Annotated in this window: 27 protein-coding genes; 15 read left to right on the top strand and 12 right to left on the bottom strand. The window is 69.4% G+C overall.

Translation table 11 applies throughout. The features are described from left to right. The first annotated feature begins 20 nt into the window (after positions 1 to 20). The 3 genes from ACO2TI_RS13335 to ACO2TI_RS13345 are packed head-to-tail and all read left to right on the top strand — an operon-like array spanning position 21 to position 4,225. Positions 21 to 1,637: a sensor histidine kinase gene (locus ACO2TI_RS13335; protein WP_423284941.1), complete on the top strand. Its 1,617-nt coding sequence runs from the start codon at positions 21 to 23 to the stop codon at positions 1,635 to 1,637. A gap of 2 nt (positions 1,638 to 1,639) precedes the next feature. Then, on the top strand, positions 1,640 to 2,029 hold the full coding sequence (locus ACO2TI_RS13340; RefSeq protein WP_423284943.1) for a response regulator: 390 nt from the start codon (positions 1,640 to 1,642) through the stop codon (positions 2,027 to 2,029). 30 nt (positions 2,030 to 2,059) lie between these two features. Continuing rightward, on the top strand, positions 2,060 to 4,225 hold the full coding sequence (locus ACO2TI_RS13345) for a putative bifunctional diguanylate cyclase/phosphodiesterase (protein ID WP_423284944.1): 2,166 nt from the start codon (positions 2,060 to 2,062) through the stop codon (positions 4,223 to 4,225). A gap of 11 nt (positions 4,226 to 4,236) precedes the next feature. Here the strand turns inward: ACO2TI_RS13345 and ACO2TI_RS13350 are convergent, their stop codons facing one another. Continuing rightward, positions 4,237 to 5,925 (bottom strand): hypothetical protein, encoded by a 1,689-nt coding sequence (locus tag ACO2TI_RS13350; RefSeq protein WP_423284945.1) that lies wholly within the window; start codon positions 5,923 to 5,925, stop codon positions 4,237 to 4,239. Positions 5,926 to 6,228: 303 nt separating this feature from the next. Between ACO2TI_RS13350 and ACO2TI_RS13355 the strand changes: the two genes are divergently transcribed. Further along, entirely contained in the window at positions 6,229 to 6,582 is a 354-nt protein-coding gene (locus ACO2TI_RS13355) for an H-NS family nucleoid-associated regulatory protein (protein WP_423284947.1), read from the top strand. Positions 6,583 to 6,615: 33 nt separating this feature from the next. On the opposite strand, the gene ACO2TI_RS13360 is transcribed toward ACO2TI_RS13355, so the two are convergent. Then, the gene (locus ACO2TI_RS13360; protein ID WP_423284948.1) at positions 6,616 to 7,176 is read right to left on the bottom strand and encodes a GNAT family N-acetyltransferase; all 561 of its coding nucleotides are present in this window, start codon (positions 7,174 to 7,176) and stop codon (positions 6,616 to 6,618) included. Positions 7,177 to 7,400: 224 nt separating this feature from the next. Between ACO2TI_RS13360 and ACO2TI_RS13365 the strand changes: the two genes are divergently transcribed. From ACO2TI_RS13365 to ACO2TI_RS13380, 4 genes are all read left to right on the top strand, one after another. Further along, a complete protein-coding gene (locus ACO2TI_RS13365) occupies positions 7,401 to 8,261 on the top strand; it encodes a restriction endonuclease (protein ID WP_423284949.1) in 861 nt (286 codons plus the stop codon). An 83-nt stretch (positions 8,262 to 8,344) separates the two neighbouring features. Continuing rightward, positions 8,345 to 8,791 carry a hypothetical protein gene (locus tag ACO2TI_RS13370; RefSeq protein ID WP_423284950.1) on the top strand — a complete coding sequence of 149 codons (447 nt, stop codon included), beginning with the start codon at positions 8,345 to 8,347 and terminating at the stop codon, positions 8,789 to 8,791. Positions 8,792 to 9,491: 700 nt separating this feature from the next. Next, on the top strand, positions 9,492 to 9,722 hold the full coding sequence (locus tag ACO2TI_RS13375; RefSeq protein WP_423284951.1) for a hypothetical protein: 231 nt from the start codon (positions 9,492 to 9,494) through the stop codon (positions 9,720 to 9,722). A gap of 201 nt (positions 9,723 to 9,923) precedes the next feature. Beyond that, complete coding sequence (locus ACO2TI_RS13380; RefSeq protein WP_423284953.1) at positions 9,924 to 10,418, top strand: hypothetical protein; 495 nt, start codon at positions 9,924 to 9,926, stop codon at positions 10,416 to 10,418. Between the two features lie 108 nt (positions 10,419 to 10,526). Here ACO2TI_RS13380 and ACO2TI_RS13385 read toward each other — a convergent pair whose 3' ends face one another. Both ACO2TI_RS13385 and ACO2TI_RS13390 read right to left on the bottom strand, forming a co-directional pair. Then, a complete protein-coding gene (locus ACO2TI_RS13385; protein ID WP_423284955.1) occupies positions 10,527 to 10,868 on the bottom strand; it encodes a DUF6176 family protein in 342 nt (113 codons plus the stop codon). A gap of 227 nt (positions 10,869 to 11,095) precedes the next feature. Continuing rightward, a complete protein-coding gene (locus tag ACO2TI_RS13390) occupies positions 11,096 to 11,659 on the bottom strand; it encodes a porin family protein (protein WP_423284957.1) in 564 nt (187 codons plus the stop codon). A 218-nt stretch (positions 11,660 to 11,877) separates the two neighbouring features. Here ACO2TI_RS13390 and ACO2TI_RS13395 point away from each other — a divergent pair, with 218 nt between their 5' ends. Further along, positions 11,878 to 12,543: an MBL fold metallo-hydrolase gene (locus tag ACO2TI_RS13395; protein WP_423285407.1), complete on the top strand. Its 666-nt coding sequence runs from the start codon at positions 11,878 to 11,880 to the stop codon at positions 12,541 to 12,543. 137 nt (positions 12,544 to 12,680) lie between these two features. Here the strand turns inward: ACO2TI_RS13395 and ACO2TI_RS13400 are convergent, their stop codons facing one another. Beyond that, positions 12,681 to 13,622: a M48 family metallopeptidase gene (locus tag ACO2TI_RS13400; RefSeq protein WP_423284959.1), complete on the bottom strand. Its 942-nt coding sequence runs from the start codon at positions 13,620 to 13,622 to the stop codon at positions 12,681 to 12,683. Positions 13,623 to 13,634: 12 nt separating this feature from the next. Further along, on the bottom strand, positions 13,635 to 15,155 hold the full coding sequence (locus ACO2TI_RS13405; protein WP_423284960.1) for an MFS transporter: 1,521 nt from the start codon (positions 15,153 to 15,155) through the stop codon (positions 13,635 to 13,637). Positions 15,156 to 15,260: 105 nt separating this feature from the next. On the opposite strand from ACO2TI_RS13405, the gene ACO2TI_RS13410 reads away from it, so the two are divergent. Together ACO2TI_RS13410 and gstA are read left to right on the top strand one after the other, a co-directional pair. After that, positions 15,261 to 15,500 (top strand): hypothetical protein, encoded by a 240-nt coding sequence (locus ACO2TI_RS13410; RefSeq protein ID WP_423284961.1) that lies wholly within the window; start codon positions 15,261 to 15,263, stop codon positions 15,498 to 15,500. A gap of 85 nt (positions 15,501 to 15,585) precedes the next feature. Beyond that, positions 15,586 to 16,197 (top strand): glutathione transferase GstA, encoded by a 612-nt coding sequence (gene gstA / locus ACO2TI_RS13415; protein ID WP_423284963.1) that lies wholly within the window; start codon positions 15,586 to 15,588, stop codon positions 16,195 to 16,197. 15 nt (positions 16,198 to 16,212) lie between these two features. Here the strand turns inward: gstA and ACO2TI_RS13420 are convergent, their stop codons facing one another. From ACO2TI_RS13420 to ACO2TI_RS13430, 3 genes are all read right to left on the bottom strand, one after another. Continuing rightward, a complete protein-coding gene (locus ACO2TI_RS13420; RefSeq protein WP_423284964.1) occupies positions 16,213 to 16,398 on the bottom strand; it encodes a hypothetical protein in 186 nt (61 codons plus the stop codon). 110 nt (positions 16,399 to 16,508) lie between these two features. Then, positions 16,509 to 17,153 (bottom strand): DNA-3-methyladenine glycosylase I, encoded by a 645-nt coding sequence (locus ACO2TI_RS13425; protein WP_423284965.1) that lies wholly within the window; start codon positions 17,151 to 17,153, stop codon positions 16,509 to 16,511. Beyond that, positions 17,150 to 17,737 carry an NnrU family protein gene (locus ACO2TI_RS13430; RefSeq protein WP_423284966.1) on the bottom strand — a complete coding sequence of 196 codons (588 nt, stop codon included), beginning with the start codon at positions 17,735 to 17,737 and terminating at the stop codon, positions 17,150 to 17,152. Before ACO2TI_RS13430 ends, ACO2TI_RS13425 begins: the two co-directional genes overlap by 4 nt. 104 nt (positions 17,738 to 17,841) lie before the next feature. On the opposite strand from ACO2TI_RS13430, the gene ACO2TI_RS13435 reads away from it, so the two are divergent. The 4 genes from ACO2TI_RS13435 (at position 17,842) to ACO2TI_RS13450 (ending at position 21,011) form a co-directional block, all read left to right on the top strand. Beyond that, positions 17,842 to 18,441: a hypothetical protein gene (locus tag ACO2TI_RS13435; protein ID WP_423284967.1), complete on the top strand. Its 600-nt coding sequence runs from the start codon at positions 17,842 to 17,844 to the stop codon at positions 18,439 to 18,441. Between the two features lie 138 nt (positions 18,442 to 18,579). Then, a complete protein-coding gene (locus ACO2TI_RS13440; RefSeq protein WP_423284968.1) occupies positions 18,580 to 18,831 on the top strand; it encodes a hypothetical protein in 252 nt (83 codons plus the stop codon). 161 nt (positions 18,832 to 18,992) lie between these two features. Continuing rightward, entirely contained in the window at positions 18,993 to 19,223 is a 231-nt protein-coding gene (locus tag ACO2TI_RS13445; RefSeq protein ID WP_423284970.1) for a hypothetical protein, read from the top strand. Between the two features lie 252 nt (positions 19,224 to 19,475). Further along, complete coding sequence (locus ACO2TI_RS13450; protein WP_423284971.1) at positions 19,476 to 21,011, top strand: class I adenylate-forming enzyme family protein; 1,536 nt, start codon at positions 19,476 to 19,478, stop codon at positions 21,009 to 21,011. 128 nt (positions 21,012 to 21,139) lie between these two features. Here the strand turns inward: ACO2TI_RS13450 and ACO2TI_RS13455 are convergent, their stop codons facing one another. The 3 genes from ACO2TI_RS13455 to ACO2TI_RS13465 all read right to left on the bottom strand — a co-directional run bounded on the left by ACO2TI_RS13455 (position 21,140) and on the right by ACO2TI_RS13465 (position 26,224). Then, the gene (locus tag ACO2TI_RS13455; RefSeq protein WP_423284972.1) at positions 21,140 to 21,838 is read right to left on the bottom strand and encodes an SDR family oxidoreductase; all 699 of its coding nucleotides are present in this window, start codon (positions 21,836 to 21,838) and stop codon (positions 21,140 to 21,142) included. Between the two features lie 114 nt (positions 21,839 to 21,952). Continuing rightward, the gene (locus ACO2TI_RS13460; RefSeq protein WP_423284973.1) at positions 21,953 to 22,534 is read right to left on the bottom strand and encodes a TetR/AcrR family transcriptional regulator; all 582 of its coding nucleotides are present in this window, start codon (positions 22,532 to 22,534) and stop codon (positions 21,953 to 21,955) included. Positions 22,535 to 22,630: 96 nt separating this feature from the next. After that, positions 22,631 to 26,224: an ABC transporter permease/M1 family aminopeptidase gene (locus tag ACO2TI_RS13465; protein WP_423284975.1), complete on the bottom strand. Its 3,594-nt coding sequence runs from the start codon at positions 26,222 to 26,224 to the stop codon at positions 22,631 to 22,633. Positions 26,225 to 26,229 lie beyond the last annotated feature (5 nt).

Raw genomic sequence — 26,229 nt, forward strand, 5'->3', positions numbered from 1 at the left:
GCATCGCCGGGAGTGTTTCGATGAGCGGTCGCCACAACGTGGGCCTCGTGATGCTGTTCGCGCTGCTGATCGCGCTGGCGGCCGCGGCCTGCATCTTCGGGCTGAACCGCTGGTCCGCCCAGAGCACGCACCAGGCAATGCGCATGGCCGAGCTGCGCACGGCCCTGTACGAGATCGAGACGCTCGAGTGGCAGGCGATCAGCCTGCGCAAGGTCGATGCGGAAGTGGAGCAGGCCCTCGCCCGCGCCGACGCCGCGATCCGCGAGCGGCTCGCGACGCTGCCGCCCGGCAACGACGCCACCGACCTGGCCGCACGCTACCGCCGCTTCATCGACGCGATCCACGCCGAGTTCGCGCTGGTGCGCCGCGGCGACATCGACGCGGCGATCGCGCTCGACGACGCCGAGGTCGACCCGTCCTACGAAGAGGTCGCCGATGCCGCCGCCGCCGCGGTGCGGCAGCACACCCACCACGCCGAGCGCGTGCGCGGCTACGCCGACGCCGGCATGCTGTGCGCGCTGCTCGCCGCCGCCTTGCTCGCCGGCGGCACCTTCGCGCGCGACGTGCAGGCGCGCACGCGCCACGCCAACGAGCTGCGCCGCGCGATCGAAGACCTGCAGCGCGCGCAGGACCAGCTCGTGCAGGCCGGCAAGCTCGCCGCGCTGGGGCAGCTCGTCGCCGGCATCGCGCACGAGGTCAACACGCCGCTCGGCGCGATCCGCGCGGCCGCCGGCAATGCCGCCACGGCGATGCGCTCGGCGCTGGCCGCGCTGCCCTCGCTCGACCGCCAGCTCGACGCGGAGCAGCGCCGGCAGTTCTTCGCGCTGGTGAGCCTCGGCCAGGGCGGGCAGGCCGAGGCACCGACGCTGTCGACCGCACAGCACCGCGCGCTGCGTCGCCGCCTGACCGAGGCGCTCGAGCAGCGCGGCACTGACGACGCGCGCGCCATTGCCGACCGCCTGATCGACATCGGCCTGCGCGACGACTTCGAGCTCGCCGCGCCCTTGCTGCAGCACCCCGAGCGCGACGCGCTGCTGACGCTGGCCTACGACCTCGCGCGCCTGGCCGGCAGCAGCCGCACCATCCTCGCGGCGGTCGAGCGCGCCTCCAAGCTGGTGTTCGCGCTGCGCAGCTATGCGCGCGTCGAGCAGGGCCAGGAGCCGCAGCCGGTCGACCTGCGCGCGGGCGTCGAGACGGTGCTGGGCCTGTACGGCGACCAGATCGGGCGCGGCATCACCGTGCAGCGCGCCTTCGAGGAGGTGCCGCCGGTCCACGGCCACGCCGACGAGCTGGTGCAGGTCTGGACCAACCTGATCCACAACGCCGTGCACGCGATGGGCGGGCGCGGGCGCCTGCAGCTGGGCATCGGCCGCGACCCGGGCCACGCGGTGGTCAGCATCGCCGACTCCGGGCCCGGCATCCCGGCCGAGCTGCGCCAGCGCATCTTCGAGCCCTTCTTCACCACCAAGGCGCGCGGCGAGGGCACCGGCCTGGGCCTGCACATCTGCCAGCAGATCGTTGCCCGCCACGGCGGCGCGATCGACCTCGAAAGCCGGCCCGGGCGCACGGTCTTTCGCGTTCGCCTGCCGCTGCGCCGCCCGGCGGCCGCCGCCGTCGCCCTGCCATTGGAGTCCTGACCATGTCCCGTAGCGCCATCCTCTGCGTCGACGACGAAACCCTGATCCTCGACAGCCTCAAGGAGCAGCTGCTGCGCCTGTTCGGCAACCGCTACCTCTACGAGACCGCCACCGACGCGGCCGAAGCCTGGGAGGTCATCGACGAGCTCTCGCGCGAGGGCATCGACCTGCTGGTCATCGTCTCCGACTGGCTGATGCCCGGCGTGCGCGGCGACGAGTTCCTCGCCCAGGTGCATCGCCGCTACCCGAGCATCGTCAAGGTGATGCTGACCGGCCAGGCCGACGCCGAGGCGATCGAGCGCGCCCGCCGCGAGGCCAACCTGCACGCCTGCCTGCACAAGCCCTGGAGCGAGCGCGAGCTCGCGCAGGTGATCGAGTCCGCGCTGGGCTGAGCCCACGTCCTGCCACCGCCCGAGCCCCTCATGCCCACTCCGACCATCGTCTGCATCGACGACGACCTCGAGCTGCTGCACGCGCTGCGCGAACAACTGCAGCGCGGCCTCGGCGCGGCCTGCCAGGTCGAGCTCGCCTGCAGCGGCGCCGAGGCCCTGCAGCTGATCGACGAGCTGGCCGCCGCCGGCACCCAGGTGCCCCTGGTCATCTCCGACCACCACATGCCCGGCATGAGCGGCGCCGACCTGCTGGCGCGCGTGCACCAGCGCGACCGCTCCGTGCTCACCATCTTGCTGACCGGCGGCGCGGATCTCGACACCGTGGGCCGCGCGGTCAACGACGCCAACCTCTACCGCCTGCTGCCCAAGCCCTGGCAGGAAGACGACCTGCTGCGCACCGTGCGCGAGGCGCTGCTGCGCATCGAACACGAGCGCCAGCTGCGCCAGCACAGCCGCGAGCTGGCGATCTCGCACCACCAGCTGCGCCAGTCGCTGCAGCTGCTGCAGGCGACGATGGACGCCACGCCCGACGGCCTGCTGGTGCTGGCGATCGACGGCACGCCGATGCACATCAACCGCCCCTTCGTCGAGCTGTGGGCGGTGCCGCCGGCGCTGGCGCATCCGCGCGCCGGCGAGACGCTGCTCGCGCACCTGCGCTCGCGCCTGCGCGATCCGGCCGCGCTCGGACTCGCGCCGGCCGACGAGGCGGCCGGCGCCGGCACCGTCGAGCTCGACGACGGCCGCATCATCGAGGTCGCGCGCCGGCCGTTCCGACTGGCCGGCGAGCGCGCCGGCATCGTGCTGAGCTTTCGCGACATCACCGAGCACGAGCGCAGCGCGCGCATCATCCGCCACCAGGCGCGCCACGACAGCCTCTCGGGCCTGCCCAACCGCCTGCAGTTCAGCGAGGCGCTCGAACTGGCGATCGTGCAGGCCGGCGCCACCGGCGGCGGCGTCGCGGTGCTGTTCGTCGACCTCGACCACTTCAAGCGCGTCAACGACACGCTGGGCCACGACATCGGCGACCAGCTGCTCAAGTGCGTGGCCGAGCGCCTGGTCGGCTGCCTGCGCGACGGCGACCTGATCGCGCGCTGGGGCGGCGACGAGTTCACCGTGCTGGCGCCGCGCGTGCGCAGCGTCGGCGAGGCCGAGCGCCTGGCCCAGCGTCTGCTGCATGCGCTCGAAGACCCGTTCGAGTTCGGCGAGATGACGGTGCGCATGAGCGCCAGCGTCGGTGTCGCGCGCTTTCCCGACGACGGCCGCAACGGCGCCGATCTATTGCGTCGCGCCGACATGGCGCTCTACCGCGTCAAGGACGACGGGCGCAACGGCTTCGAGCTGTTTCGCCCCAGCGCCTTCTCCGACATCGACGGCTCCGGCGGCCTCTCGCTCGAGGCCGAGCTGCGCCACGCGATCGCCAACAACGAGCTCACGCTGCACTACCAGCCGCAGTTCGACTCGCGCAGCGGCCTGATCACCGGCGTCGAGGCGCTGGCGCGCTGGCACCACCCGGCGCGCGGCTGGATCAGCCCGAGCGTGTTCATTCCGATCGCCGAGTACAGCGGCAGCATCCTCGCGCTCGGCGAATGGGTGCTGCAAAGCGCCTGCCGCCAGGCGGCGCGCTGGCGCGCGCAAGGCCATGCGTCGTTTCGCATGGCCGTCAACCTCGCGGCGGCGCAGTTCGACCGCACCGACCTCGAGGCCATCGTCAAGCGCGCCCTGCATGCCAGCGGGCTCGCGCCCGAGGCGCTGGAGCTCGAAATCACGGAGTCCGCCGCGCTGCGGCAGATGGGCCACACCGCGACCAAGCTCGCGGCGCTGCAGCGTCTTGGCGTGCGCATCGCGCTCGACGACTTCGGTACCGGCCATGCGTCGCTGGCCTACCTGAAGCAGCTGCCCTGCGACACGCTGAAGATCGACCGCAGCTTCATCGCAGGCGTGCACGAGAACGGCAAGGACACCGCCATCGTGCGCGCGCTGCTCGCGCTCGCCGAGGGCCTGGGCCTGCACGTCGTCGCCGAAGGCGTCGAGACGCGCAAAACGGCGCAGGCCCTGCATCGCCTGGGGTGCTGGACGATGCAGGGCTACCTGCTCGGCCGCCCTATGAGCGCCGAGGATCTCTCGTCGCTGCTGCGGCCCGCGCCGCCAGCGTTCATCGATACCGTGGCATCGCTGACGCTGGCCCAGGGTCAGTAGCGCACGGCTCGTCAGAGCCAGTAACGCATCAACGCGAACTGGAACCCGCCGCCCTCGTTGGCCTCGCCGGCCTGCAGCGCACGCACCGTCGGCACGCGCTCGTCGGCTTGCAGCACGAGGGCGCGGCCCGAGTCGCTGCGCGAGGCGCCGGCCATCGGCGTGACGACGATGCCGCCGCTGCCGAACGTGGTGTCGAGCACGCCCGTGGCGGTGTAGCGCACCGCCGCGAAGTTGGCACTCGAGCTGCCGCCCTCGTAGACCCAGCCGCCGACGACGAACTTGCCGTCGGCCTGGCGCACGATCGCGGTGGCCGCGTCCCAGTTGCTCGCGCTCAGCGGCGTGACGACCTTGCCACCGTTGCCGAAGCTCGGTTCGAGCGCGCCGTTCTCGTCCAGGCGCACCAGCGCGACGTCGCTTTCAGCATGACCGGCCACGACGATGGTGTTGGCGCCGCCGCGCGCCATCGCGTAAGCCCCGCCGCCGACGCTGCCGAACAGGCCGACGATCTTGCCGCCGTTGGCAAAGCTGGCATCGAGCGCGCCCGCGGCCGTGTAGCGCGCGATCAGGAAGTCGCCGTCGCCGCCGGCCGCGACGATGCGCTGCTCGCCGTCCACCATCTGCAGCAGCAGCGAATAGACGACGTCGGTGCCGGTGAAGTTCTTCATCGGCGTGACGACCTTGCCGCCGTTGCCGAACGTGGCGTCGAGCGTGCCGTCGGCGTTGTAGCGGGCCAGGGCGAAGTCGACACCGGTGACGGGGCCGCTGTAGCTCGAGCCGGCGACGACGATCTTGCCGTCGGCCTGGATCGCGATGGCCCCGATGCGGTCGGTCGAGCCGCCGATGTCGGTGGTGACCTTGCCGCCGGTGCCGAAGCCGGCGTCGAGCGTGCCATCGGCGTTGTAGCGAACGAGCGCGAAGTCGAGGTCGGTGGTCGCGCCCGTGGCGTAGCCGGCGACGACGATCTTGCCGTCGGCCTGCAGCGCGACGGCCTGGGCCTCGTCGCTGCCGCCGCCGGCGGCGATGGCCGTGGCCAGCTTGCCGCCGCTGCCGAAGCTGGCGTCCAGCGTGCCGTCGCGCTCATGGCGCGCGATGGCGAAGTCGGCGCCGCCGGCGGTGGTGCTGGTGCTGCCCACCGAGATCACCTTGCCGTCGGGCTGCACCGCCATGCCGTAGGCGAAATCCTCGCCCTCGGCCACCGAGGTGAAGACCTTGCCGGTGCCGAAGCTCGTGTCCAGCACGCCCGGCTCGCCGCCGACCGTGACCGTGAGGCCGCGCGTGGCGACCAGGTTGCCCGAGCTGCCGCGCGCGGTGGCCGCCGTGGGCAGCGAATGCGCCGCGGTGAGCGGCGCGCTCAGCGTGATTTCCGCGGTGGTGGCGCCTTCGGCAATCGACACCGGCTGCGCGGCCACGCCGGCCGGCAGGCCCTGCAGCTCCACCAGCACCGCGCCGGCAAAGCCGTTCTTGCGCGTGAGCGTGGCGGTCAGCGTGACGCTGTGGCCCTGGATCACCAGCGCCTTGTCGCTCGACAGCTCGAGCGTGAACTCGGCGGCCGGCGGCGGCGTCGGCGTTTCTTCGGCCGGCGGCGGCGCATTGCCGGGCTCGGCCGTGTCGTTGTCGGAACCACCGCAGGCAGCGAGTGCCGCCATCGAGAAAAGAACCGCCAGGCGAGAAAGCTTCTGGAGTTTGGGATCGCGTGACATGGAATACCTCGTCGTCATGAATGAAAGCGGTCGGCAAGGCAGGGAAAGTCCGCTCTCATCGAGGACCGTGCGCGACCTGAAACTCGACGCGAATGCGAAAGTTCGTCGAGCCGGCGCACTGTAGAAATGGCATCCGCGGGCCACATCGCTCCATGGAGCCATCCGGAGAGCCACACACCAACGAGGGGTGGCCTGGCCCATTCGTCGCCAAACATCCACTGTTCCTCCCCTTTTGAAAGGAGGCGCGGACCAATCGGTTTATGCTTGGCATACCCTTCGCCCCGAAACCAAAAGGAATCCCAGATGGCAAAGTCTTTGGCCCAGCTTCAGAAGGAAATCGCCGCGCTCCAGCGCCAGGCCGACGCGATCAAGGAAAAGGAAGTCAAAGACGTGATCGCCCGTGTGAAAGAGGCGATCGCCTTCTACGGGCTGACCGCCTCCGACCTGGGCCTCGGCGGCGCCAAGCGCGGGCCCAAGCCCGGCGCGGCCAAGAAGGCCGGCCGCAAGGGCCGCGGCGCCGGCAAGAAGAAGGCCGCCGCCGGCAAGATCAAGTACCGCGACGAGAACGGCAACACCTGGACGGGCCACGGCCGCCGCCCGCAGTGGTTCATCGACGCGGTGGCCGGCGGCAAGACGCCGGAACAGCTCGCGGCCTGAAGGGCCGGCCGAGCCGGTTGAACGACGGGCGCCTCAGGCGCCCGTTGTGCTTTGGGCGGCCAGCGGCAACGTGAAGACCAGCCGCTGCTCGTGCAGCGTGGCGCCGCCGAGTTCGAACGAAGGCGAGCCGGCCGCTTCATCGGCCACGAATCCCACGCGCCGGTAGAACGCCAGCCCGCGCTCATTGCCCGCCAGCACCCACAGCGTCACGCGCTGCCACGCGCCTTGCACCACCAGTTGCGCCAGGCAGGCATGCCACAGCACCTGGCCCGCGCCGAGCGACCAATGCGAAGGCCGCACGTACAAGGCCTGCACCTCGGCCGTGCCCGGCGGCGCATCGGCATCGCGCGAGGGCCCCGCGCACAGCCAGCCGGCAATGCCGCCCAGCGGCGTGCGCGCAACGAGCAGCGACACCTCGCCCTGCGCAATGACGGCAGACCAGAACTCGGTCTTCTCCTGCACCGACAGCGCATCCAGATAGCCCTGCGGGACGAGGCCGCGATAGGCCGCGCGCCAGGACTCGACATGGATCTCGGCGATGGCGCGCGCGTCGTGCGCGGCGGCGCGCTCGACCCGGAACTCGGGCCCGTTCACGACCGCCTCCATGGCGGGCCGGCGCAATAGCCTGATTTCGAAACGCGCATGGGAAATGCCCTTCTCGCGGACGAATGAAGCGCCAATGGCGTGACGCGATGGTGCCGCGGATCACGGCCGCCCGCCATTCGGTGTGAAGCCTCCTGCTTTTTGAGGAGAGGAGCGGTGCGCACGCACGGCGAGACTCTGGCGCCGCCTGCGTGATGCACCAAGGAGTGAAGTCGATGCCACGCCGCCGAAAACCCCGCGCCGCCGACGAACTGATGGACCTCATCGCACGGTTGCCGTGGTGGGCCGGTGTGTCGTTGGCGGTGGTTTCCTATCTGCTGCTGCACAAGCTGGCGGCGCAGCCTTTGCCGACGGCGACGAATGCCGCGCAGGTCGGCGCGCTCGTCTCGCAGTCGATGTGGCGGGCGCTGGCCCTGGCGGGGCAATACGTCGTGCCGCTGATATGCCTGATGGGCGCCGCCGTCTCGGCGCTGCGCGGCAAGGAGCGCCGGCGGCTCGTTCAGAACGTGACGCAAAGCCAGGCCGCCGGCGTGCTGGACCACATGAGCTGGCAGCAGTTTGAACAGCTTGTCGGCGAAGCCTTTCGCCTGCAGGGCTACCGCGTCATGCAAAGCGGCGGCAGCGGACCCGACGGCGGCGTGGACCTCGTGATCGCCAAGAACGGCGAGACCTACCTCGTGCAATGCAAGCAATGGCGCGCGTTCAAGGTGGGCGTGGAGGTGGTGCGCGAGCTCTACGGCGTGATGGCCGCCGGCGGCGCGGCGGGCGGCTTTGTCGTCACCTCGGGCCGCTTCACCGACGAGGCGGTGGCGTTTGCGAGCGGTCGCAACGTGCGGCTGATCGACGGGCCGAAACTGCACGGTCTGATTCGGCAGGCACAGGACGCGCGGCAGGCGGACTCGGATCTCGGCGGTCAATCGACGGCGCCAGCGGTGGCGGCAATGAGTGCGACGGTGTTGTGCCCCTTGTGCGCGAAGGCGATGGTGAAGCGGGTGGCGAGAAGGGGGCCGAAGGCGGGGTCGGAGTTCTGGGGGTGTACGGGCTACCCCGCATGCACGGGCACTCGCCCCATCTGACACGGCGGCCCGGCCACGGGAGTCCGAAACGACAATTGATTGACCATCAATGTGGCAGACGCCACCGTCGAGCGTTTTGCCCTATGAGCGAACTGCACAGCCTCACCGCAACGTTCTGGAATGAATCCGCTGGTCACTGCGAGTGCTGTGGCCGCACATCAAGAACGATATGGGGTGACCTCTCCGACTCCAACGGAACTCATGCGGTCTACTTTGTACAGTGGACAGTCGGTGCGCCAGAGCATCCACCAAACATCGATCTTGTTCTAGGTCGTTGGGGTGAAGGCGCAGAACCTTCCGATCGTGTTCTTGTCTCGTTGCTCTTTCAGCCGGGTAGGGAGGGTGGTTCTTTCATGGTCACTAGTGGCCACGGCCGCCCAGCGGACGATCGAAGCGTTTGCGGTCGCGCCTTGCGGCGTGAAGAGGTAGTCGGCACACCGCTCGCCGCCGATATCTTTGCACTGGTCGATGCACTGTGGCTTTCTGAGCCACGCATTGAAGAAGTCCGCAAGCTCAACAATGTGGCATAACGCCTCCATCGAGCGGACAGTTTCCGGCAAACCGGGAACTGTCGCTCAGGTTGAACGTTGGGTGTCATGAGTCTCCACGCTGCACTGGATCTATTCCTTGATGAGTACCCGAAGGCGAAGGAGCAGGACTTCGCTGCCAACGCAGTGGCTGAATTCATTCGCACTACGGTTCCCGAAGTTCTCGAGTCACTAATCGAACACAATCCTCGTTACGTATGCCGGCTTGCCGGGGTATGCCGCATATATTGAATGTTGGGCTTCTTCAACTCAGATCGGTATGCATACATTGATGCTTCGATTGTTCACGCTCTGCTCAGCTTTGCTGGTTTCCGCATGCGTAACTACACCAGCGATGATTGGGAGAACACCGTCTCCGGGTGACGGTAAGGCCGTTATAAGCATTGGTGTTCCAGCGGAGGAGATGCGGAGGTTCGACTACTCAGGATACAGTCTGTCCTGGCGTTCAGTCACAACAAGGATCGGCGGCGAGGTCGGCTATGCCCCCAGATCCCTATTCTTACCGGACAGTACATATCTGTTATCGGACCGCGACGGAACCGGGACAGTTCATGTACTTTCGCTGCCACCGGGCGAATACGAGATCTACAACTTTGCGTTGCAGACTTCCCGCGCAGGCTTTACTGAGACGTTCCGCGCCAGAGTCCCGTTCTCACTCCGCTTCACGGTAGAGGGAGGCAAGGTGACCTATGTCGGCCGCTTCGTTGCTCAAGCATTCCATCGCCGCAACCCGTTGGGCTTTCAGGCCGGTGCGGGCGGTTTCTACTATTGGCTGAGCCGGGAGCAAGCCGATCTCGGCGCAGTGCGCCAGCACGTCACCTCGCTTGAGGCGCTGCCGCGCTCGGAACCACCCAAGGGGGTCGATGCACCACCGTATATCAAGTACCTGGGGACATCGCCACTTGAAGAGTAAGCACCATTACTCGGACATCGAGGCGATAGAAACTAACCCTTTCAGGGCATGACCGGGTTTGGGTCGAGATCACGCTTTCGGGACCGCCTGATCGCCACTGCACAGCGGGCCGCCCAGGCAGTCTATCCACTCTCCGGGAGACGACCGCCTCTGTCGCGGCCGGCGACACTGTGTTACTAGCTGCAGGAATGGATGGGAACCATGCCGACCAAGCCATGCCTGGTGTGCGCCGAGCCGATTCAGGTTGCAGCCACGCGCTGCCCGCACTGCCAACAGGTGCAAAGCCGCCTGGTGAAGTTCTTCAACACGGGCTGGGCTGGTGTACTCCTGCTCGTCGTGGTCACTTGCTTCGGCGTCTTCTTCGCGCTACGCGAGCCTCCAAGATGGAAGGACCATGCGGCCGAGGTATCTGTCCAGGAGCTTGGATTGCGTGTCGCCAAGCAGAACGGGCGCACCGAGATGGCTTGCACCGCACTGCTGAAGAACGGTGGGCATCACTCCTGGGGTGACCTGATGCTTGAGGCGACTTTCATTGCCAGCGATGGAAGGGCCATCGACACGGCAAGTTCGCGCGCACGGGACGTCGTGCTGAATGCCAATGGCGAAGCAAGGGTACGCGTCTTCGACAACGCGGCCTGGGAGCCCGCCGACTATGCAAAGTGCGAGATCGCCATCAAGGATGCGCGGCTTCTTTGACCGACGAGTTGACGTCGCGTGAGAAGGCACGAACGAACGCGATAACCGCCAAGGCGAGCGCAGGACGTTCAATGCGGCCCGCGGCCACGCGGGCCGGCCGCCGTTCGCTCAACTGCCCATCGGACCGGGCACAAAACGCACCACATGCTCATGCGCCGTCGGCGGCACCTCGTCGTCGATGCACTCCCGCCAGAACGCCATGTGCAGCCGGTCCACCTCGAACGGTGAACCCTCGACCCGCTCTCCCGCCTCGCCCTGCACCGAGAACCACGTGAGGTACAGCCGCCCGTCGCGCCACAGACGAAAGATGCTCTCGTAGTGCATCTGCTCGCGCGCCAGCGTTGCGATGCATTCGTCGCGCCGCTCCACGAGCATGCGCATCCATTCCTCGGCGCGGGCTTCCTTGCCGGGCTTGATGGCAAAGGTGACGAGTTCGGTTTTGGGGGGCATGGTGGCTGGGCGTTTGGGGGCGAGTGCTTTTGCTTCCGATGGGGCGAGAAGGTGGGGCTTGAAGATGTGCCGGGCTTTGCCCTCACCCCGGCCCTCTCCCGCAGGCGGGAGAGGGAGCCCCGATCCGTCAGGGCCATGCAAACGGGGCGCCGACCGGTTGCCCGATCGGCGCCCCGAGTGTGACTCGCGCTACGGCGCGTCGATCAATTCATTCGCGGATCGATCGATCAGAAGTCGTAGCGCAGGCCCACCGTCACGGCGCGCACGTTGCCCTTGTCGCCGTCGAACTCGGCCTTGCTGAAATCGGCGCCGAGTTCCACTTTCACCTGCTTGCTGAACGCGTAGTTCACGCCAATGCCGAAATAGGGCTGGGTGGTGGTGTCGGAGTCGGAGCCGCTGCCCACGCCGGCGATGCTGCCGGAGATCTCGGTCTTCATGCGGGCGAGGCCAAGGCGCAGGTTCAGGCCCCAGTCGGTGGCCAGCGGGGCCTGGTAGGCGGCGCCGATCTGCAGGGCGTTGGCTTCGAGCTCGGCGCGGATGCCGGAGTCGCTGGCCTTGGCCTTGCCGTAGTTGGTGTAGCCCAGCTCGGCGGAGAAGCCGTTGCCGAAGCTGTAGCCGCCGACGAACTTGTAGGCGGTGTCGCTCTTGTCGCACTGCGCGGCGCCCGCGCAGTCGACGTCGATGTTGCCGGAGCCCACGCCGCCGAGCACGTACACCTGGGCCATTGCGCCGGTCGAGGCGAGCGAGGCGCCGGCAAAGGCGAGCGCGAGAGCCGTCTTCTTCATCGTCATCATGAGGGTCCTATCTCTCTCTATTCGGTTATGGATCGATTCGAGCTGATCCGCCCATGGGCGGCGCGTGGATTGTGACCGCAGGGCATGGGGCACCATGTTCCAGTGCGGCGCACGGCGTGCGAATCGATGCGCTTGCACTGACCATCTCACACGGCGGTTGCACTTCTGTCGCGCCGCCGTCGCGTTCGCGCCGCGCCGCGACAATCGCGCCCACCATGCCGCTTCGCTACCTCACCGTTCCCGTCACCGCGTTCCAGCAGAACTGCTCCATCCTCTGGTGCGAGGCCACGCGCCGCGCGACGATCGTCGATCCGGGCGGCGAGCTGCCGCGGCTGCGCGATGCCGTGCGCTCGCTGGGCGTGACGCTGGAGGCGATCTGGCTCACGCATGCGCACATCGACCACGCGGGCGCAACCGCGCAGCTCGCGCGCGAGGGTGTGGACGCCAGCGGCCCGCTGCCGATCATCGGCCCGCACGAGGGCGACCGTTTCTGGATCGACGCGCTGCCGCAGCAAGGCGCGATGTTCGGCTTTCCAGCGTCGGAGCGTTTCGAGCCGACGCGCTGGCTGTGCGCCGATGGCAAGCCCGATCGCGTCACGCTCGGCGAATGCGAGCTCGAGGTGCGCCACTGCCCGGGCCACACGCCGGGTCACGTGGTGTTCGTCTCGCGCGAGGCGAAGCGCGCGTTCGTGGGCGACGTGCTGTTCGACGGCAGCATCGGGCGAACCGACTTTCCGGGCGGGCATTTCGAGACCTTGATCGCCTCGATCACGCAGCAGCTGTGGCCTTTTGGCGATGACGTGGTGTTCATTCCCGGCCATGGGCCGGAGAGCACGTTCGGGGCGCAGCGGCGGGGGAATCCTTACGTCAAGGGAACGTGACGCCCAGGTAGCGCGGGGCGGCGGCTCCCTCTCCCGCTTGCGGGAGAGGGCGGGGGGTGAGGGTCGAGGCCCTCGGCTTGCACGAGCCCCTCACCCCGGCCCTCTCCCCGAGGGAGAGGGAGTGGGAGGGAGTTTCTTTACTTGCCCGCCGCCTGCGCCATCGGCTCGTAGCGCTTGGGCGGCTTCTCGGCGCGCGCGTAGATCGGCTGCACCTTGGGCAGGTTGGCGCGGATGTCGGCGATGCGCGAGCCGCCCGAGGGGTGGGTCGAGAGCCATTGCGGCGGCGCGCCCTTGCTGGCCTCGCCCATCTTCTGCCACAGGCGCACGCCGGCCTCGGGGTCGTAGCCGGAGCGTGCGGCGAGCTCCATGCCGACGAGATCCGCCTCGGATTCGTCGTCGCGGCTGAACTTCATCGTCAGCAGCTGGGTGCCGAGGTTGGCCGCCACGTCGCCCAGCGAGCCCAGGCCCAGCAGCTGCGCGCCGAGCGAGAGGCCCATGCTGGTGGCCGAGCTCTTGCCGATGCGTTCGCGCGCATGCTCGCGCAGCGCGTGCGCGACCTCGTGGCCCATGATGGTGGCGACCTCGTCGTCGTCGAGCTGCAGCTTGGAGAGGATGCCGCTGTAGAACGCGATCTTGCCGCCCGGCATGCAAAAGGCGTTGAGCTCGCTGGAGCCGAGCAGGTTGACCTCCCAGCGCCAGTTCTTGGCGCGCCCGTTCCACGGCTGCGCGTAGGGAATCATGCGCTGGGCAATGGCGCGCAGGCGCTGCACCTGCGGATGCGAGTCGGGCGCGAGCGCGTTCTTCTGCTTGGCCTGCGCAATGAGCTGCGCGTACTGCTTGGCCGCGGCGGCTTCGAGCTCGTCGGCCGGAACGAGCTTGGTGAACGAGGAGTTCTTGCCCAGGCCTTCGCGCAGGCCGTCTTGCTGCGCAAAGGCAGCGGGCAAGGCGGTGGCGGCGGCGCCGGCCAGCACGGCGCGGTGGAAGCGGCGGCGCCCGATGGAGGCGGGCGCATCGGCGGAGCCGGATGACAGGCTGGCGAGCGCGGCGCACAGCGAGCAGTGGTAGCGCGGGGTGTTCATGGGTCGAGAGACTCAGGCGTCGTTCGATCGTTCCAGCATACGGCGTACCTGCGGCAGCAGCAGGTAGGCCGGGAACGAGAGCCAGAACGTGATGAAGAAGTAGGTCGCATAGCCCAGCTCCTGCGCGCCGATGCCGCCGGCCCAGCCGGCCACCGCGCGGCTGAACGCAAAGATGCTGGAAAGAATGGCGTACTCGGTGGTCGCGCGCGCGCGGCTGGTGATGCCCATCAGAAAGGCCAGGAACGCGCCGGTGCCCAGCCCGCCGGTGAAGCTCTCCAGCGCGCTCGCGGCATAGACTGCGGCCTGGTGCGCCGGCTCCACGCCGATGGTGGCCGCCGCGCCGGGCGTGAGCAGCGGCACGGCCCAGGCCGCGCAGGCATAGCCGAGGTTGGACAGCGCCTGCCACAGGCCCAGCACCCACAGGCCCTTGAAGATGCCGGCGCGGTCCACATACCAGCCGCCGACCAGGCCGCCGGCAATCGACAGCGCGAGCCCGAAGTTCACGCTGACCAGGCCGATCTGCTGCGCCGTGAAGCCGGCGTCGACCCAGAACGGCTTGACCATGAAGCCCATCGCCGCGTCGCCGAGCTTGAAGCTCAGGATGAACAGCAGCACCGCCACCATGCCGGGCCGCGCGAGCAGCTCGACCCAGGCGCCGAACACCGGGCCCTCGCGCATTGCATGGGCATTGCCGCCGCGCGCGGCATGCACCAGCAGCGCGGCGCCGGCGAACATCAGGCCCACCGGCAGCGCGCCGCGGAACCACCAGGTGGCCGAGACCGCGTTCAGGCCGTCGAAGCCCAGCGCCTTGGCCAGCGGGCCGAGCGCGGGCCACATCAGGCCCAGCAGCACGAGGCCGAGCGCCAGCATGAACTGCGGCTGGCCGCGCAGCAGCGCAAGCTCGGTGCGCAGGCTGCCGGGCGCCTCGCCGCTGCGCGGCTTCTCCTTCGGCGCCGACAGCGCGGCCAGCGCGTTGCAGCCGAACACGCCCGCGCCCAGCACCCAGGCCCACGACCAGCCGAACCAGCCGGTGGCGATCAGCAGCACGCCGGCCGTCAGCATGCCGGCGCGGTAGAAGCCGATGCGAAAGCCGTTGGCCAGGCCGTATTCGCGGCGGTCGAGCAGCTCGATCGTGTAGCCGTCGGTCGCGATGTCGTTGGTGGCGGAGAACACCGTGAACAGGCCGATCGCGATCCACACCCAGGGCCCGAAGCCCTCGCCGTGCGCGGCGAACGCGAGCATCACGCCGGCCATGCCGAGGTTGGCCGCGGCGATCCACCAGCGGTGGCGGCGTGCCCAGTCGACGGCCGGCGCCCACAGGAACTTCACGGTCCAGGCGATGCCCAGCAGCGAGAGCAGGCCGATGTCGGCCAGGTTCACGCCCTGCTGGCGGAAGTAGACCGGGAACAGGTCGTAGAACACCCCCAGCGGCAGGCCCTCGGAGAAGTACAGCAATGCCACCCAGAACAGCTTGCGGCGGTAGGCGGGCGTGACGACGGGTGCGTCGCTGGCGGTGGGGGCAGTGGTCGACATGAGGCGGGGCGAGGGGCCGGGCGCGATGATGCCCGATGCGTTGCAGGGGAGATCGCGGGCTGCCTACAGTGGGCCGCTTCGTGCAACCACCCAAGGAGACAAGCGATGCGCAAGACCCTGGTGATGCTGGCCCTCGCAATGGGCACCGGCATGGCGTTGGCCCACAACTGCCCCAACGAGATGAAGGCGATCGACGCCAAGCTCGCCACGAACCCCAAGCTCAGCGACGCCGAGATGGCCAAGGTCAAGCAGCTGCGCAGCGACGGCGAGGCCGCGCACAAGGCCGGCAAGCACGACGAATCGATGAAGTCGCTCGGCGAGGCGAAGAAGATTCTCGGTATTTGAGATTTTCTATACTTGCACGCCCGTTGATCCCGGGGCCGGTCACCAACCGGCCCCGTTCGTTCCCGACCCCCGAAAGCCCTGACCGATGAAGCTCTATTTCAGCCCCGGTGCCTGTTCGCTCTCGCCCCACATCGTGCTGCACGAGACCGGCCTGCCGTTCACGCCCGTGTTCGCCAGCACCAAGACCAAGAAGCTCGCCGACGGCAGCGACTTCTACGCGATCAACCCGAAGGGCCAGGTGCCGGTGCTCGAGCTCGACGACGGCACGCGGCTGACCGAGGGCCCGGCGATCGTGCAGTACCTCGCCGACCGCGTGCCGGAGAAGAAGCTCGCGCCGCCCAACGGCACGATGGAGCGCTACCGGCTGCAGGAGTGGCTGAACTTCATCACCTCGGAGCTGCACAAGAGCTTCTCGCCGCTGTTCGTGCCGACGGTGCCGGAGGAATACAAGGCGATGTCGCGCGCCAGGCTGGGCGAGCGGCTGGCCTGGGTCGACCGCCAGCTCGCCGGGCGCGACTACCTGATGGGCGACACCTTCACGGTGGCCGACGCGTATCTCTTCGTCGTGGCCGGCTGGGGCAAGCATGTCGGCGTCGATACCGCGGGCCTGCCGAACCTGAGCGCGTTCCTTCTGCGCGTGGCCGAGCGGCCCTCGGCGAAAGCGGCGCTGGCGACCGAGGCGCAAGCGCGCAAGTAAGGCCCCGGCAAGGGCTCAGGCCGCGGCGCAGTCGAGCTCGATCACCTCGAGCCCGCGGCGCAGTTCGTGGCTGGACTCGTGCCAGCCGGCCGCCGCGGGGCGCTCGTCGTCGTGCGCCGGCAGCGCGACGACGGTGTCGCGCCAGCGCTCGGCGGCGCGACGGTGCAAGGCGGCGGCGAAGAGGCGGCGAACGAGGCTCATGGTGTCTCCGGGCGTGACAGTGGAAGCGATGCTTCACTGTCGGCGCCGGCGTCACGCGACGCGTCGCCCGGAGGTGGGCCCCTCGATGGGGGATGAGCGCCGCGCGCCGTTCAGCGCGGCACGCTCAGCGCCTGGCGCGCCTGCACGGCGCGCTCGCGCACGTGGCAGCCCTCGACGTGGTCGTTGACCAGGCCCATCGCCTGCATGAAGGCATAGACCGTGGTCGGGCCGACGAAGCTCCAGCCGCGCTTCTTCAGGTCCTTGCTCATCGCGACCGACTCGGGCGAGGTGCTCATCGCGCGCAGCGCGGCCCAGGTGAGGCGCTTGGGCCGCGAGGCCGCGTCGGCCTCGAAGCGCCAGGCGTAGGCGGCCAGCGAGCCGAACTCGTCGCGCAGCTCGAGCACACGCTTGGCATTGTTGATGGTCGACTCGATCTTGCCGCGGTGGCGCACGATGCCGGCGTCTGCGAGCAGGCGCTCGACATCGCGCTCCTTGAAGCGCGCGACGCGCTCGGCGTCGAACTCGGCAAACGCGCGGCGAAAGGCCTCGCGCTTGTTGAGGATGGTCAGCCAGCTCAGGCCCGACTGGAAGCCTTCGAGGCAGATCTTCTCGAACAGGCGCCGGTCGTCGGTGACCGGGAAGCCCCATTCGCTGTCGTGGTAGGCGCGGTAGGCCGGCGTGGCCTGGCACCAGGCGCAGCGCGCGGCGCCGTCTTCGTCGGCGGCGAACAGGCCTTCGGGCAGGCGCGCCGTCATGCCGACACCCCGAACGGCGCGACGCCGATCCACGCCGCGTGCAGCCAGAACGCGAACAGCGCCCACACGACGATGCCGGCGATCACCGCGATCGCCGTGTTGCGCACCGTGCCAGCGGCATAGACCGTGCCGGCGGCTCGGTCGCGCCGGCGCGCGCTGCGAAAGCACAGCACCGCCCAGACCAGGAAGGCGCCGAACAGCAGCACGTCGGCCAGCGTGCCGTTGGCCAACAGGTGGGCGAAGGCCCAGACCTTGGTACCCAGCAGCATCGGATGGCCGAGCTTCGCGCGGATGCTGTTGCGCGGCACGTTGCCGGCCGCGACCAGCACGAAGGCGATCAGCGTCAGCAGCGCCGCGACATGACGCATGGCCACCGGCGGCGTCCACAGCACGACCGGCTGCTGGCGCGCGAGGCCATAGCCCCAGACGATCAGCACGAAGCCGATCACCGAGACCAGCGCATACAGGCCTTTCCACGGCTTCTCGCCGAGGCGCGCGACGCTGCGCGCGCGGAAGTCGTCGGCGACGATGCGCACCGAGTGGGCGCCGAGAAACAGCACGAGTCCGAGGATGAGCGTGGCCATGTCGGGCAGGGGGCGAGCCGCGGGGCGCAAAGGGTAGCGCAGGAGTAAGCTGGGATCGACGCGCTCAATGGCTCTCGAGCGCGAGATTTGTCAGGAGACTCGCGATGACTCGTTCCTCCGTCTTGCTCGCCTGCGCCGCCGCCGGCCTCGCACTGGCCGGTTGCGCGTCGACGCGGCTCGACGCGCAGTGGCTCGATCCGCAATTTGCCGGCCGCTCGCTGGCCGGCAGCAAGGTGCTGGTGGTCTGCGACGCCGCCGACACGGCCGTCAAGCGCGTGTGTCAGGAGCGCATGGCGGCCGAGGTCGTCGCGCTGGGCGCGACCGCGCTGCCGGGGCCGGAGCAGGGCGGCACCGAGGCCTATCTGGGCGCCGCCCGCACGGCCGGCGCGAAGGCACTGCTGGTGGCCAGCGTCGCGCCCGCTGCCAATGTCGTCAGCGGCGGACCGTCGATCAGCTTCGGCCTGGGCGGCTTCAACTGGGGCGGCGGCAGCGGCGTGGGCGGCGGCGTTGGCGTGTCGATGCCGGTCGGCGGTGCGCGCGTGCAGACCGCCTACGGCGCCAACACCTCGCTGACCGACGTCGCCACCGGCAAGCTGATGTGGACCGGCAAGGCCAGCACGCCGGCGCAGGATGACCTGGGCGCGCAGATCGGCGAGCTCAGCCGCGCGACGCTCGGTGCGGCGCAAAAGGCCGGGCTTTTCTGAGCAATTCCCGGCTTGGCCGCGCCGCCAGGCGAACTGGCGGCGCGGCGTGGCGCTTTTCACGCTCTTGGCACCGCTGCGGGGCGCCTATCGTTCCATCACGCCGGATGTCCGTGATGCGGCGTGAAAGAAGTACCCGCCATGAAACCGACTTCCTCACCCCTTTCGTCGCGCCTGCCTTACACGGCCTGCCCCATCGAGACGATCGAATGGGAAGAGTTGCCGTCGTTCGAGGCCGCGCTGAACCACCGCCAAGGCCATGCCTGGATCAACACGATGCCGGCCGACCTCGATCCGCTGGTGCCGTCGCAGCCGTTCCAGGAGGCGCTGAACGGCGGGGTGGCCACGCGCGAGGTCCACGACCACGACGTGTTCCGTCACTTCTTCGGCTGAGCGCCCGGCGCCTCGCCCCACCCCTCGTTCGCGCGGGCGGTTTGACCGCCTCCGGCTTGCGGCTTTCCTGAGCGCGCGGGTGCCCGGTGCACGCGCGTTTCAGTGCGGTCGACGCGGCTATGGTCCGCGGCTGTCGATCCAGCCCGCCGCCGCGCGCCGCCATGAACCCGGACCGCCTCCGCCTCGAACCGCACATCTTCCTCGCCGAGACGTCCGCGCCATCGGCCCCATCGGCTGCAACCGACGAGGTCGCGACCGAATGGGCCGACACGGTGCCGGCCGACTTCACCCTCCTGATCGACCACGGCGCGACCGCCAGCATGCCGCTCGACGGCCTGGAGATCCGCGAGCTCGACGACAGCGGGCTGTTCCGCCACTTCTTCCCGAGCTGAGCCCGCCGCCGCAGGGCGGCCGGCCGCACCACGCCGCACCAGCAAAGAAAAAGCCCGGGCGCCTTGCGGCGACCGGGCTCTCCTTTTATTCCCTGAGCGGTCTTCTTGAAAGCCGCGCGAGGCTACGCGAGCGCGTGCCTTCGCGCCTCCTCCGGCTTGTGGAGGCCTGTCGCGCGCGTGGCAGGCTCGCGCGCAGCGGCGCGCGATGATGCGCAGCTCGTCGATCCCGAGCCCATCATCAGGAGACCCGCCATGACGGCCATGGCCGACCCCAGCACGCAGGCCTTCGGCCTGATCGCCGACTGCATCGCCTTGCATGCGCGGCAGGCGCCGCGGCGGCGCGCGCTGATCGACGCCGAGCGCACGCTCGACTACGCCGCACTCGACGCCCGCATGGACCGCGTGGCCGCGGCGCTACAGCGCGACGGCCTGCGCCCCGGCGACGCGATCGCCGTGTGCGCTGCGGCGTCGGTCGACTATGCGGCGCTGTTCCTCGGCGCGCTGCGCGCCGGCGTCGCGGTCGCGCCGCTGGCGCCGGGCTCGACGCCGCAAAGCCTTGCGCAGATGGCCACCGATGCGAACGCGCGCCGCCTGTTCATCGATGCCGCAGCGGATGCGAGCTTCGGCGACGGCGTGCCCGGCGTGCCGCGCACGCGGCTCGACAACGCCGACTTCGACAACTGGCTCGCGCCCGAGGGCGCGCGAGCGGCGCCGGTGACGGTGGACGCGGCACTGCCGTTCAACATCATCTATTCGTCCGGCACGACCGGCGAGCCCAAGGGCATCGTGCAGCCGCACGGCATGCGCTGGGCGCATGTGCAGCGCAGCGCGAAATACGGCTACGGCGCGGACACGGTGACGCTGTTGTCGACGCCGCTGTACTCGAACACCACGCTGGTGGTGTTCTTCCCGACGCTGGCCTTCGGCGGCACGGTCGCGCTGATGCCGAAATTCGACGCCGCGGCCTACCTGAAGCTCGCCGAAGCCCTGCGCGCCACGCACACGATGCTGGTGCCGGTGCAGTACCAGCGGCTGATGGCTCGACCGGATTTCGCGGCGCACGACCTGTCGAGCTTCAAGATGAAGTTCTGCACCAGCGCGCCGTTCTCGGCCGCGCTGAAGGCCGACGTGCTGGCGCGCTGGCCCGGCGGCCTGGTCGAGTTCTACGGCATGACCGAAGGCGGTGGCACCTGCATCCTCGAGGCGCATCTGCACCCCGACAAGCTCCACACCGTCGGCCGGCCGGCCGAGGGCCATGACATCCGCCTGATCGACGACGCGGGCCGCGAGGTGGCACCGGGCGAGGCCGGCGAGGTGGTCGGCCACTCGGCCGGCATGATGACCGGCTACCACGGCCGGCCCGAGAAGACGCGCGAGGCCGAGTGGTTCGATCCCCAAGGCAAGCGCTTCATCCGCACCGGCGACATCGGCCGCTTCGACGCCGACGGCTTCCTGACGCTGTTCGACCGCAAGAAGGACATGATCATCTCGGGCGGCTTCAACATCTACCCGAGCGACCTCGAGGCCGTGCTGCGCGGCCACGAGGCGGTGGCCGACGCGGCGGTGGTCGGCGTGCCATCCACCGCATGGGGCGAGACGCCGGTGGGCTTCGTCGTGCTGCGCGAAGGCGCCGCGGCCGATGCCGATGCGATCCTTCAGTGGGCCAACGCGCAGCTCGGCAAGACGCAGCGGCTCGCGGCGCTGCGCATCGTCGACGAGCTGCCGCGCAGCGCGATCGGCAAGGTGCTCAAGCGCGAGCTGCGCGAGCGCTTCGGGCCCATGCCCTGAGCCGGCGAGACCCTCGCCCCAACCCTCACCCGCGCGCGGGAGAGGGAGAGGGAGCAAGGTCCTGGCACGAGAGAAGGAACTCCCTCGCCCCCTTCAGGGGGAGAGGGCCGGGGTGAGGGGGCGGCCCCTCAAGCGCCCAGATACGCCGGCTTCGCCGTCGACAGGCTGCCCTTGACCTGGCGCGTCACCTCGTCGATCAGGATCTCCTCCTGACCGGCCTCCACGCCGTCGAGCGCGATGCGCGCCACGTCCGCCGCCGAGGTCTTGGGCGCGCTGACGTGCGCGGCCATCTCGGTGTCGATGAAGGCCGCATGCAGGCCGACCACGTGCGTGCCCTGCGCGCGCAGTTCATGGCGCAGGCCGTTGGTCAGCGCCCAGGCGGCCGACTTCGAGACGCTGTAGGCCCCGGTGGTCGGCAGGCTCAGCCAGCTCAGCGCCGACAGCATGTTGACCAGCGCGCCGCCGCCGTTGGCCGCGAGCGCCGGCGCGAACGCGCGCGAGATCGCCAGCGGTCCGAACAGGTTGGTCTCGAGCTGGCGGCGCAGCGCGTCTTCGCCGTCGGCGTCGAGCAGCGCCGGCGCCAGCGCGATGCCGGCGTTGTTGATGACGAGGTTCACGTCGCCGGCCGCACGCGCCGCGGCGGCGATGTCGTCGGCGTTCGTGACGTCGAGCTTGAGCGGAACCACGCCGTCGAGCGTGATCGTCTTCGGGTCGCGCGCGGCGGCGTAGACCTTATTCGCGCCGCGAGCGAGCAGCGCTTGCGCGAAGGCGAGGCCGAGGCCGCGGTTGGCACCGGTGACGAGGGCGATGGAACCTTGGATCTTCATGGCTTGCTCCTGAGATGAGGGGACGATGTGCCGAAGGGGAGACGCTTGTATGACGATCGTCATATCTCTGGGCGAGCCGTTCGGCACGGTGCGTCCAACGTCGGAAGAACGGGTCTAGAGCGCGGCCTGGCGCGCCAGCTTGCCGGCGGCCTGGCGCACCGCGGTGGAGAAGGCCGGATCGTCGGACGCGCGGGCGATCACCATCGCGCCGACCAGGCAGCTGAGGATGGCCAGGGCCCGCTCGTCGTTGCCGGGACGGCGCCAGCCCGGCAGCTGGCGCTCGACCAGGTCGGCCATCTCCTTCATGCGCTGCGTCGCCGCGCGGCGCACCGGCTCGGCCTGGCGCGGCACCTCGCTGCCCAGGGCCGCGATCGCGCAGCCCTGCTCGGGCGCGGCCAGGTGGGCATCGGACAGGTAGGCGTCGATCAGCGTGTCGAGCGCGGCCGCGGGCTGGGCCGCCGCCAGCAGCCGGCCCAGGCCTTCGATGCCTTCGGCACCGGCGCGGTCGGCCGCCTCGGCCAGCAGGTCGGTCTTGGAACCGAAATGGGCGTAGAAGCCGCCGTGCGTGAGCCCGGCTTCCTTCATCAGGCTGGCGACGCCGAGGCCGTCGTAGCCGTGCTGGCGGATCGCGCGCGCCGCGGTGCGCACGATGCGATCGTGCGTCTCTTCCTTGCGGGTCGGGCTGTCGGTGGCCATCGCGGCGGCTCCAGGCTTTGTATGACGGTCATCATACGCGCTCGGCACCGCCGCGGCCCGCGGGTAAATCCATCGCCGCGATAGGGGCGCCCAGGCTCAGTCCACCTCGACCTTGACCAGGTTGTCGTCCGAGTTGCGGTTGATGCGCTTGTTGTACGGATCGACGCCGACCCAGGCCGGCGCCTGCGCGGTCACGATGCGGATCTGCTGCGCGCCGCTCCTGAGCGGCTGGCGCTCGAACAGCAGCACCGCGTCCGCGCCGAAGCCGCGCTCGCCCGGCTTGAGGCTGAACGCGCCGACGTCGAAGGCCTCGTCCAGCGGCGCCTCGGTCTCCTTGCCCTGGCCGTCGGCGTAGAGCTTGCGCGCCTGCACGTCGAGCACGACATCGAACTTGCCGTCGGCCCGCTTGGCGGCACGGGCCTTCGTGACCTTGACGTCGAGCAGCGTGATCTTCTCGAACAGGTCGTCGATCAGCGCATCGTGCTGCGGCCCGGCCTCGGCGCGCAGGATGTTCAGGAAGTCGCGCGAGTTGGGGTAGGGCGCGGGCTTGAATGCGTACTGCTGCAGCAGCCTGGCGAGCGAGCGGTTGACGACCTCTTCGCCGACCACCTCCTTGAGCCAGTACATCGCCAGCGTCCCCTTCTGGTAATGGATGTACTGCTGGTTCTCCACGCGCGCGAGCGGCAGCTCCTCGACGACCTCGGCGCCGCGCGAGCGCAGGTAGCGGTCGAGCTCGTACTTCAGGAAGCGGCGCATCTGCTCGCGCCCATACATGCGCTCCATCACCAGCAGCGCCGAATACTGCGCAAAGCTCTCGATCAGCATCGTCGCGCCCTGCTGGTCGCCCGAGACCACCTGGTGCCCCCACCACTGGTGCGCGATCTCGTGCGCGGTGACGTAGGTGACCAAGTCGATCTTGGTCGGATCGGTCAGGTGCGAGATGAAGCCGAGGTTCTCGGAGTAGGGAATCGTGTTGGCGAACGACTGCGCAAAGTTCGCGTAGGCCGGGAACTCGATGATGCGCGCCTGGCGGAACTGGAACGGCGAGAACGTCGCGTCGAACAGCGCCAGCGAGGCCTTCATCGCCGCGAGCATGCGATCCACGTTGGCCTCGTGGCCGGGGTGGTGGTAGACCGCGAGCGCGACCTCCTTGCCGGCGGGCGACTTCCACGCGTCGCGCTTGATCTCGTAGCGCGCCGACTGCACCGAGAAGAAGTGATTGATCGGCGCGTCGGTCTTGAAGCGCACGGTGCGGCGGCCGTTGGCGGTGGTGTCGCTTTGCGTGTAGCCGGGCGCGACGGGCACCTGGTCGGCATCGGTGGTCACCGTGATCTCGGCATCGACCCAGTCGCTGTCGGCGCGCAGCCCGTTGCGCGCACGGCCGCGCTCGTCTTCGAGCTTGGGCGGACGCAGGTCGGGCGGCAGGCCGTGCTTGCGGCGTTTGGCGCGGTCGGTCAACAGGCCCTCGCGGCTCATGCCGATGAAAGGCGTGATCTCGGTGTTGTCGATGAAGCTGCCGTTGGCGACGATGCGGGTGAGCGGCGCGCCGTTGGCAAAGCCGCGCTCCTCGAGGGTGCTGACGAAGCCGAGCTCGCGCGCCTCGCCCGGCTGCAGGGCCGGCTGCAGCTTGTAGATGCGGTAGTGCAGGTCGGTGTCGTCGTGCTCGAGCGTGGCGCCGGGGAAATCGAGCGCGTCGAGGCGCAGGCGGTCGGAGTAGTTGATGTGCAGCGTGTCGATCGGCGCGCCGCTGCGGTTCTCCAGCCGGTAGCGCCCGCGCGTGACGGCGCGCGCTTCGCGCGGGTAGAGCTGCACGTCGAGCGTGACCGCCGTGACGCGCGGCTGCGCGAGCGTCTCGTACTGCAGGTACTGCTTCTCGAAGCGCGCGGTGCGCGCGTCGCGCTCGTCCTGCGTCTCGTAGCGGTTGAGGACATTGGTGTTGTAGAAGATGAAGGCGCCGCTGGCCACCGTCGCGACGACACCCAGGCCCAGCAGGCCGAGCGCCGGGCCGTGCAGGCGGCGGCGCAGCTGCGGTGCGCGCGCGCGCAGCGTGGCCAGCGCGCCGCGGCGCCACAGCGCGTAGGCCAGCACCGCGAGCACCAGCGCGAAGGCGCTCCAGTAGAACTGGAACCAGGCCTGGCCGATCCAGAAGCGGCCCATGCCGTTCATGTCGGACAGCGGCACGGGTGGCGTGCCGGCGTAGTCGTAGAGATGGTGCTCGTAGCCGGCCGAACTCAGCGCGACCGAGGCGACGATGTACAGCAGCATCACGCCCCAGCCGATGAACTTCTGCGGCACCAGCACCTGCACGATGACCGACAGCACCGCGATCTGCAGCGCCGCGATCGTCATCGGCAATGCGAACCACAGCAGGTAGCTGCCGAGCTCGAAGCGGAACCAGCCCTTGATCGCCTGCACCAGCACGCCGGTGAGCACCGCGACAACCGCGCAGGCCGCCAGCACCAGCGTGATCGCGACGATCTTCGGCACGAGGTGCGCCCAGTCGGGCGCCGCGGTGGCGTCAACGATCTCGTGCATGCGCCGATCGCGGTCGCGCCACACCAGCTCGCCGGCGTAGAAGATCGCGATGACGATCGGCATGATCGTGAACGCGCCGTTGAGCGCCTGCACCATCAGCCGCGTGACCGGGTACGAGCCGCTGCCGTACCACTCGCCGGTGTTCCAGAGCGCACCGAAGGCATTGAGCACGCCGATGCCCAGCAGCACGAAGAACGCGGGGCTGCGGAACACGAAGGCCATGTCGAAGCGCGCGAGCCGCCACAGTTGCGACCAGCGCGTCGCGCGGTCGGCGCGCGCGGTGGGCAGCGCGCCGCGGCGCGGGGCGGGCGGTGCGTCGGCCTCGTCGGCCTTCTCGGCGCGGCCTGCGCCGGCGCTGCCGCGCGACTCGAAGCGAAACAGCCGATAGGCCAGCGCGAACAGCACGACCGCAACGCCGGTCCACAGCAGCCGGTTGGCCAGCAGCAGACCCGACAGCGGCGGCAGCTGCGTGTTGCGCTCGGCCGCGGTCCAGTACTTGGTGGCCTGGTTGAGCGCAGAAAGACCGAACGGGTCGGACAAGGCCGAGAAGGTGTCGAACTGCGGATCGCGCAGCAGGCCGCGGCTGACGACGAACAGCGCCAGCGTCGCAACGGCGCCGACGTAGGTCCACACCATCGAGCGCGTCGCGGTGGCCAGCGCGAAGAAGCCAGCCGAGACGATGAGCAGCGTCGGCAGCGCGAACGCGAACAGCGCATAGGCGTAGTCGCCGAGCCGGAACGGGCCGATCTTCTCGGGATCCTGCCAGGGCATCGCGGCGCCGATCGCCACCGCCAGTGGCGCCGCCGCGATCACCAGCAGCGCGGCCGCGACAGCGCCGGCGAAGCGGCCGATCAGGTAGCTGCCCTTGCCGATCGAGGTGCTGCGCAGGATGGGCGCGAAGCCGGTCTCGTCATCGCGGATCACGACGTTGGCGACCATCGCGACGATCACGAACAACGCGAACAGGCTCAGGATGCCGGTGATCTGCAGGATCGAGTACGGCGAGTTGAGGTTCACGTTGCCGCCGCTGCCGAGGCGGATGTTGTCGGACGTGACGGCGCCGAAGGCGAGCAGGAAGAAGATCAGGCAGCCGACCCAGAACACCGGGCTCTTGAGCTGGTAGCGCCACTCGAAAGCGGCCACATGAGCAAGCATGGCGG

The sequence above is a fragment of the Caldimonas sp. KR1-144 genome (assembly GCF_049446155.1).
Taxonomy (GTDB): Bacteria; Pseudomonadota; Gammaproteobacteria; order Burkholderiales; family Burkholderiaceae_C; genus Rivibacter.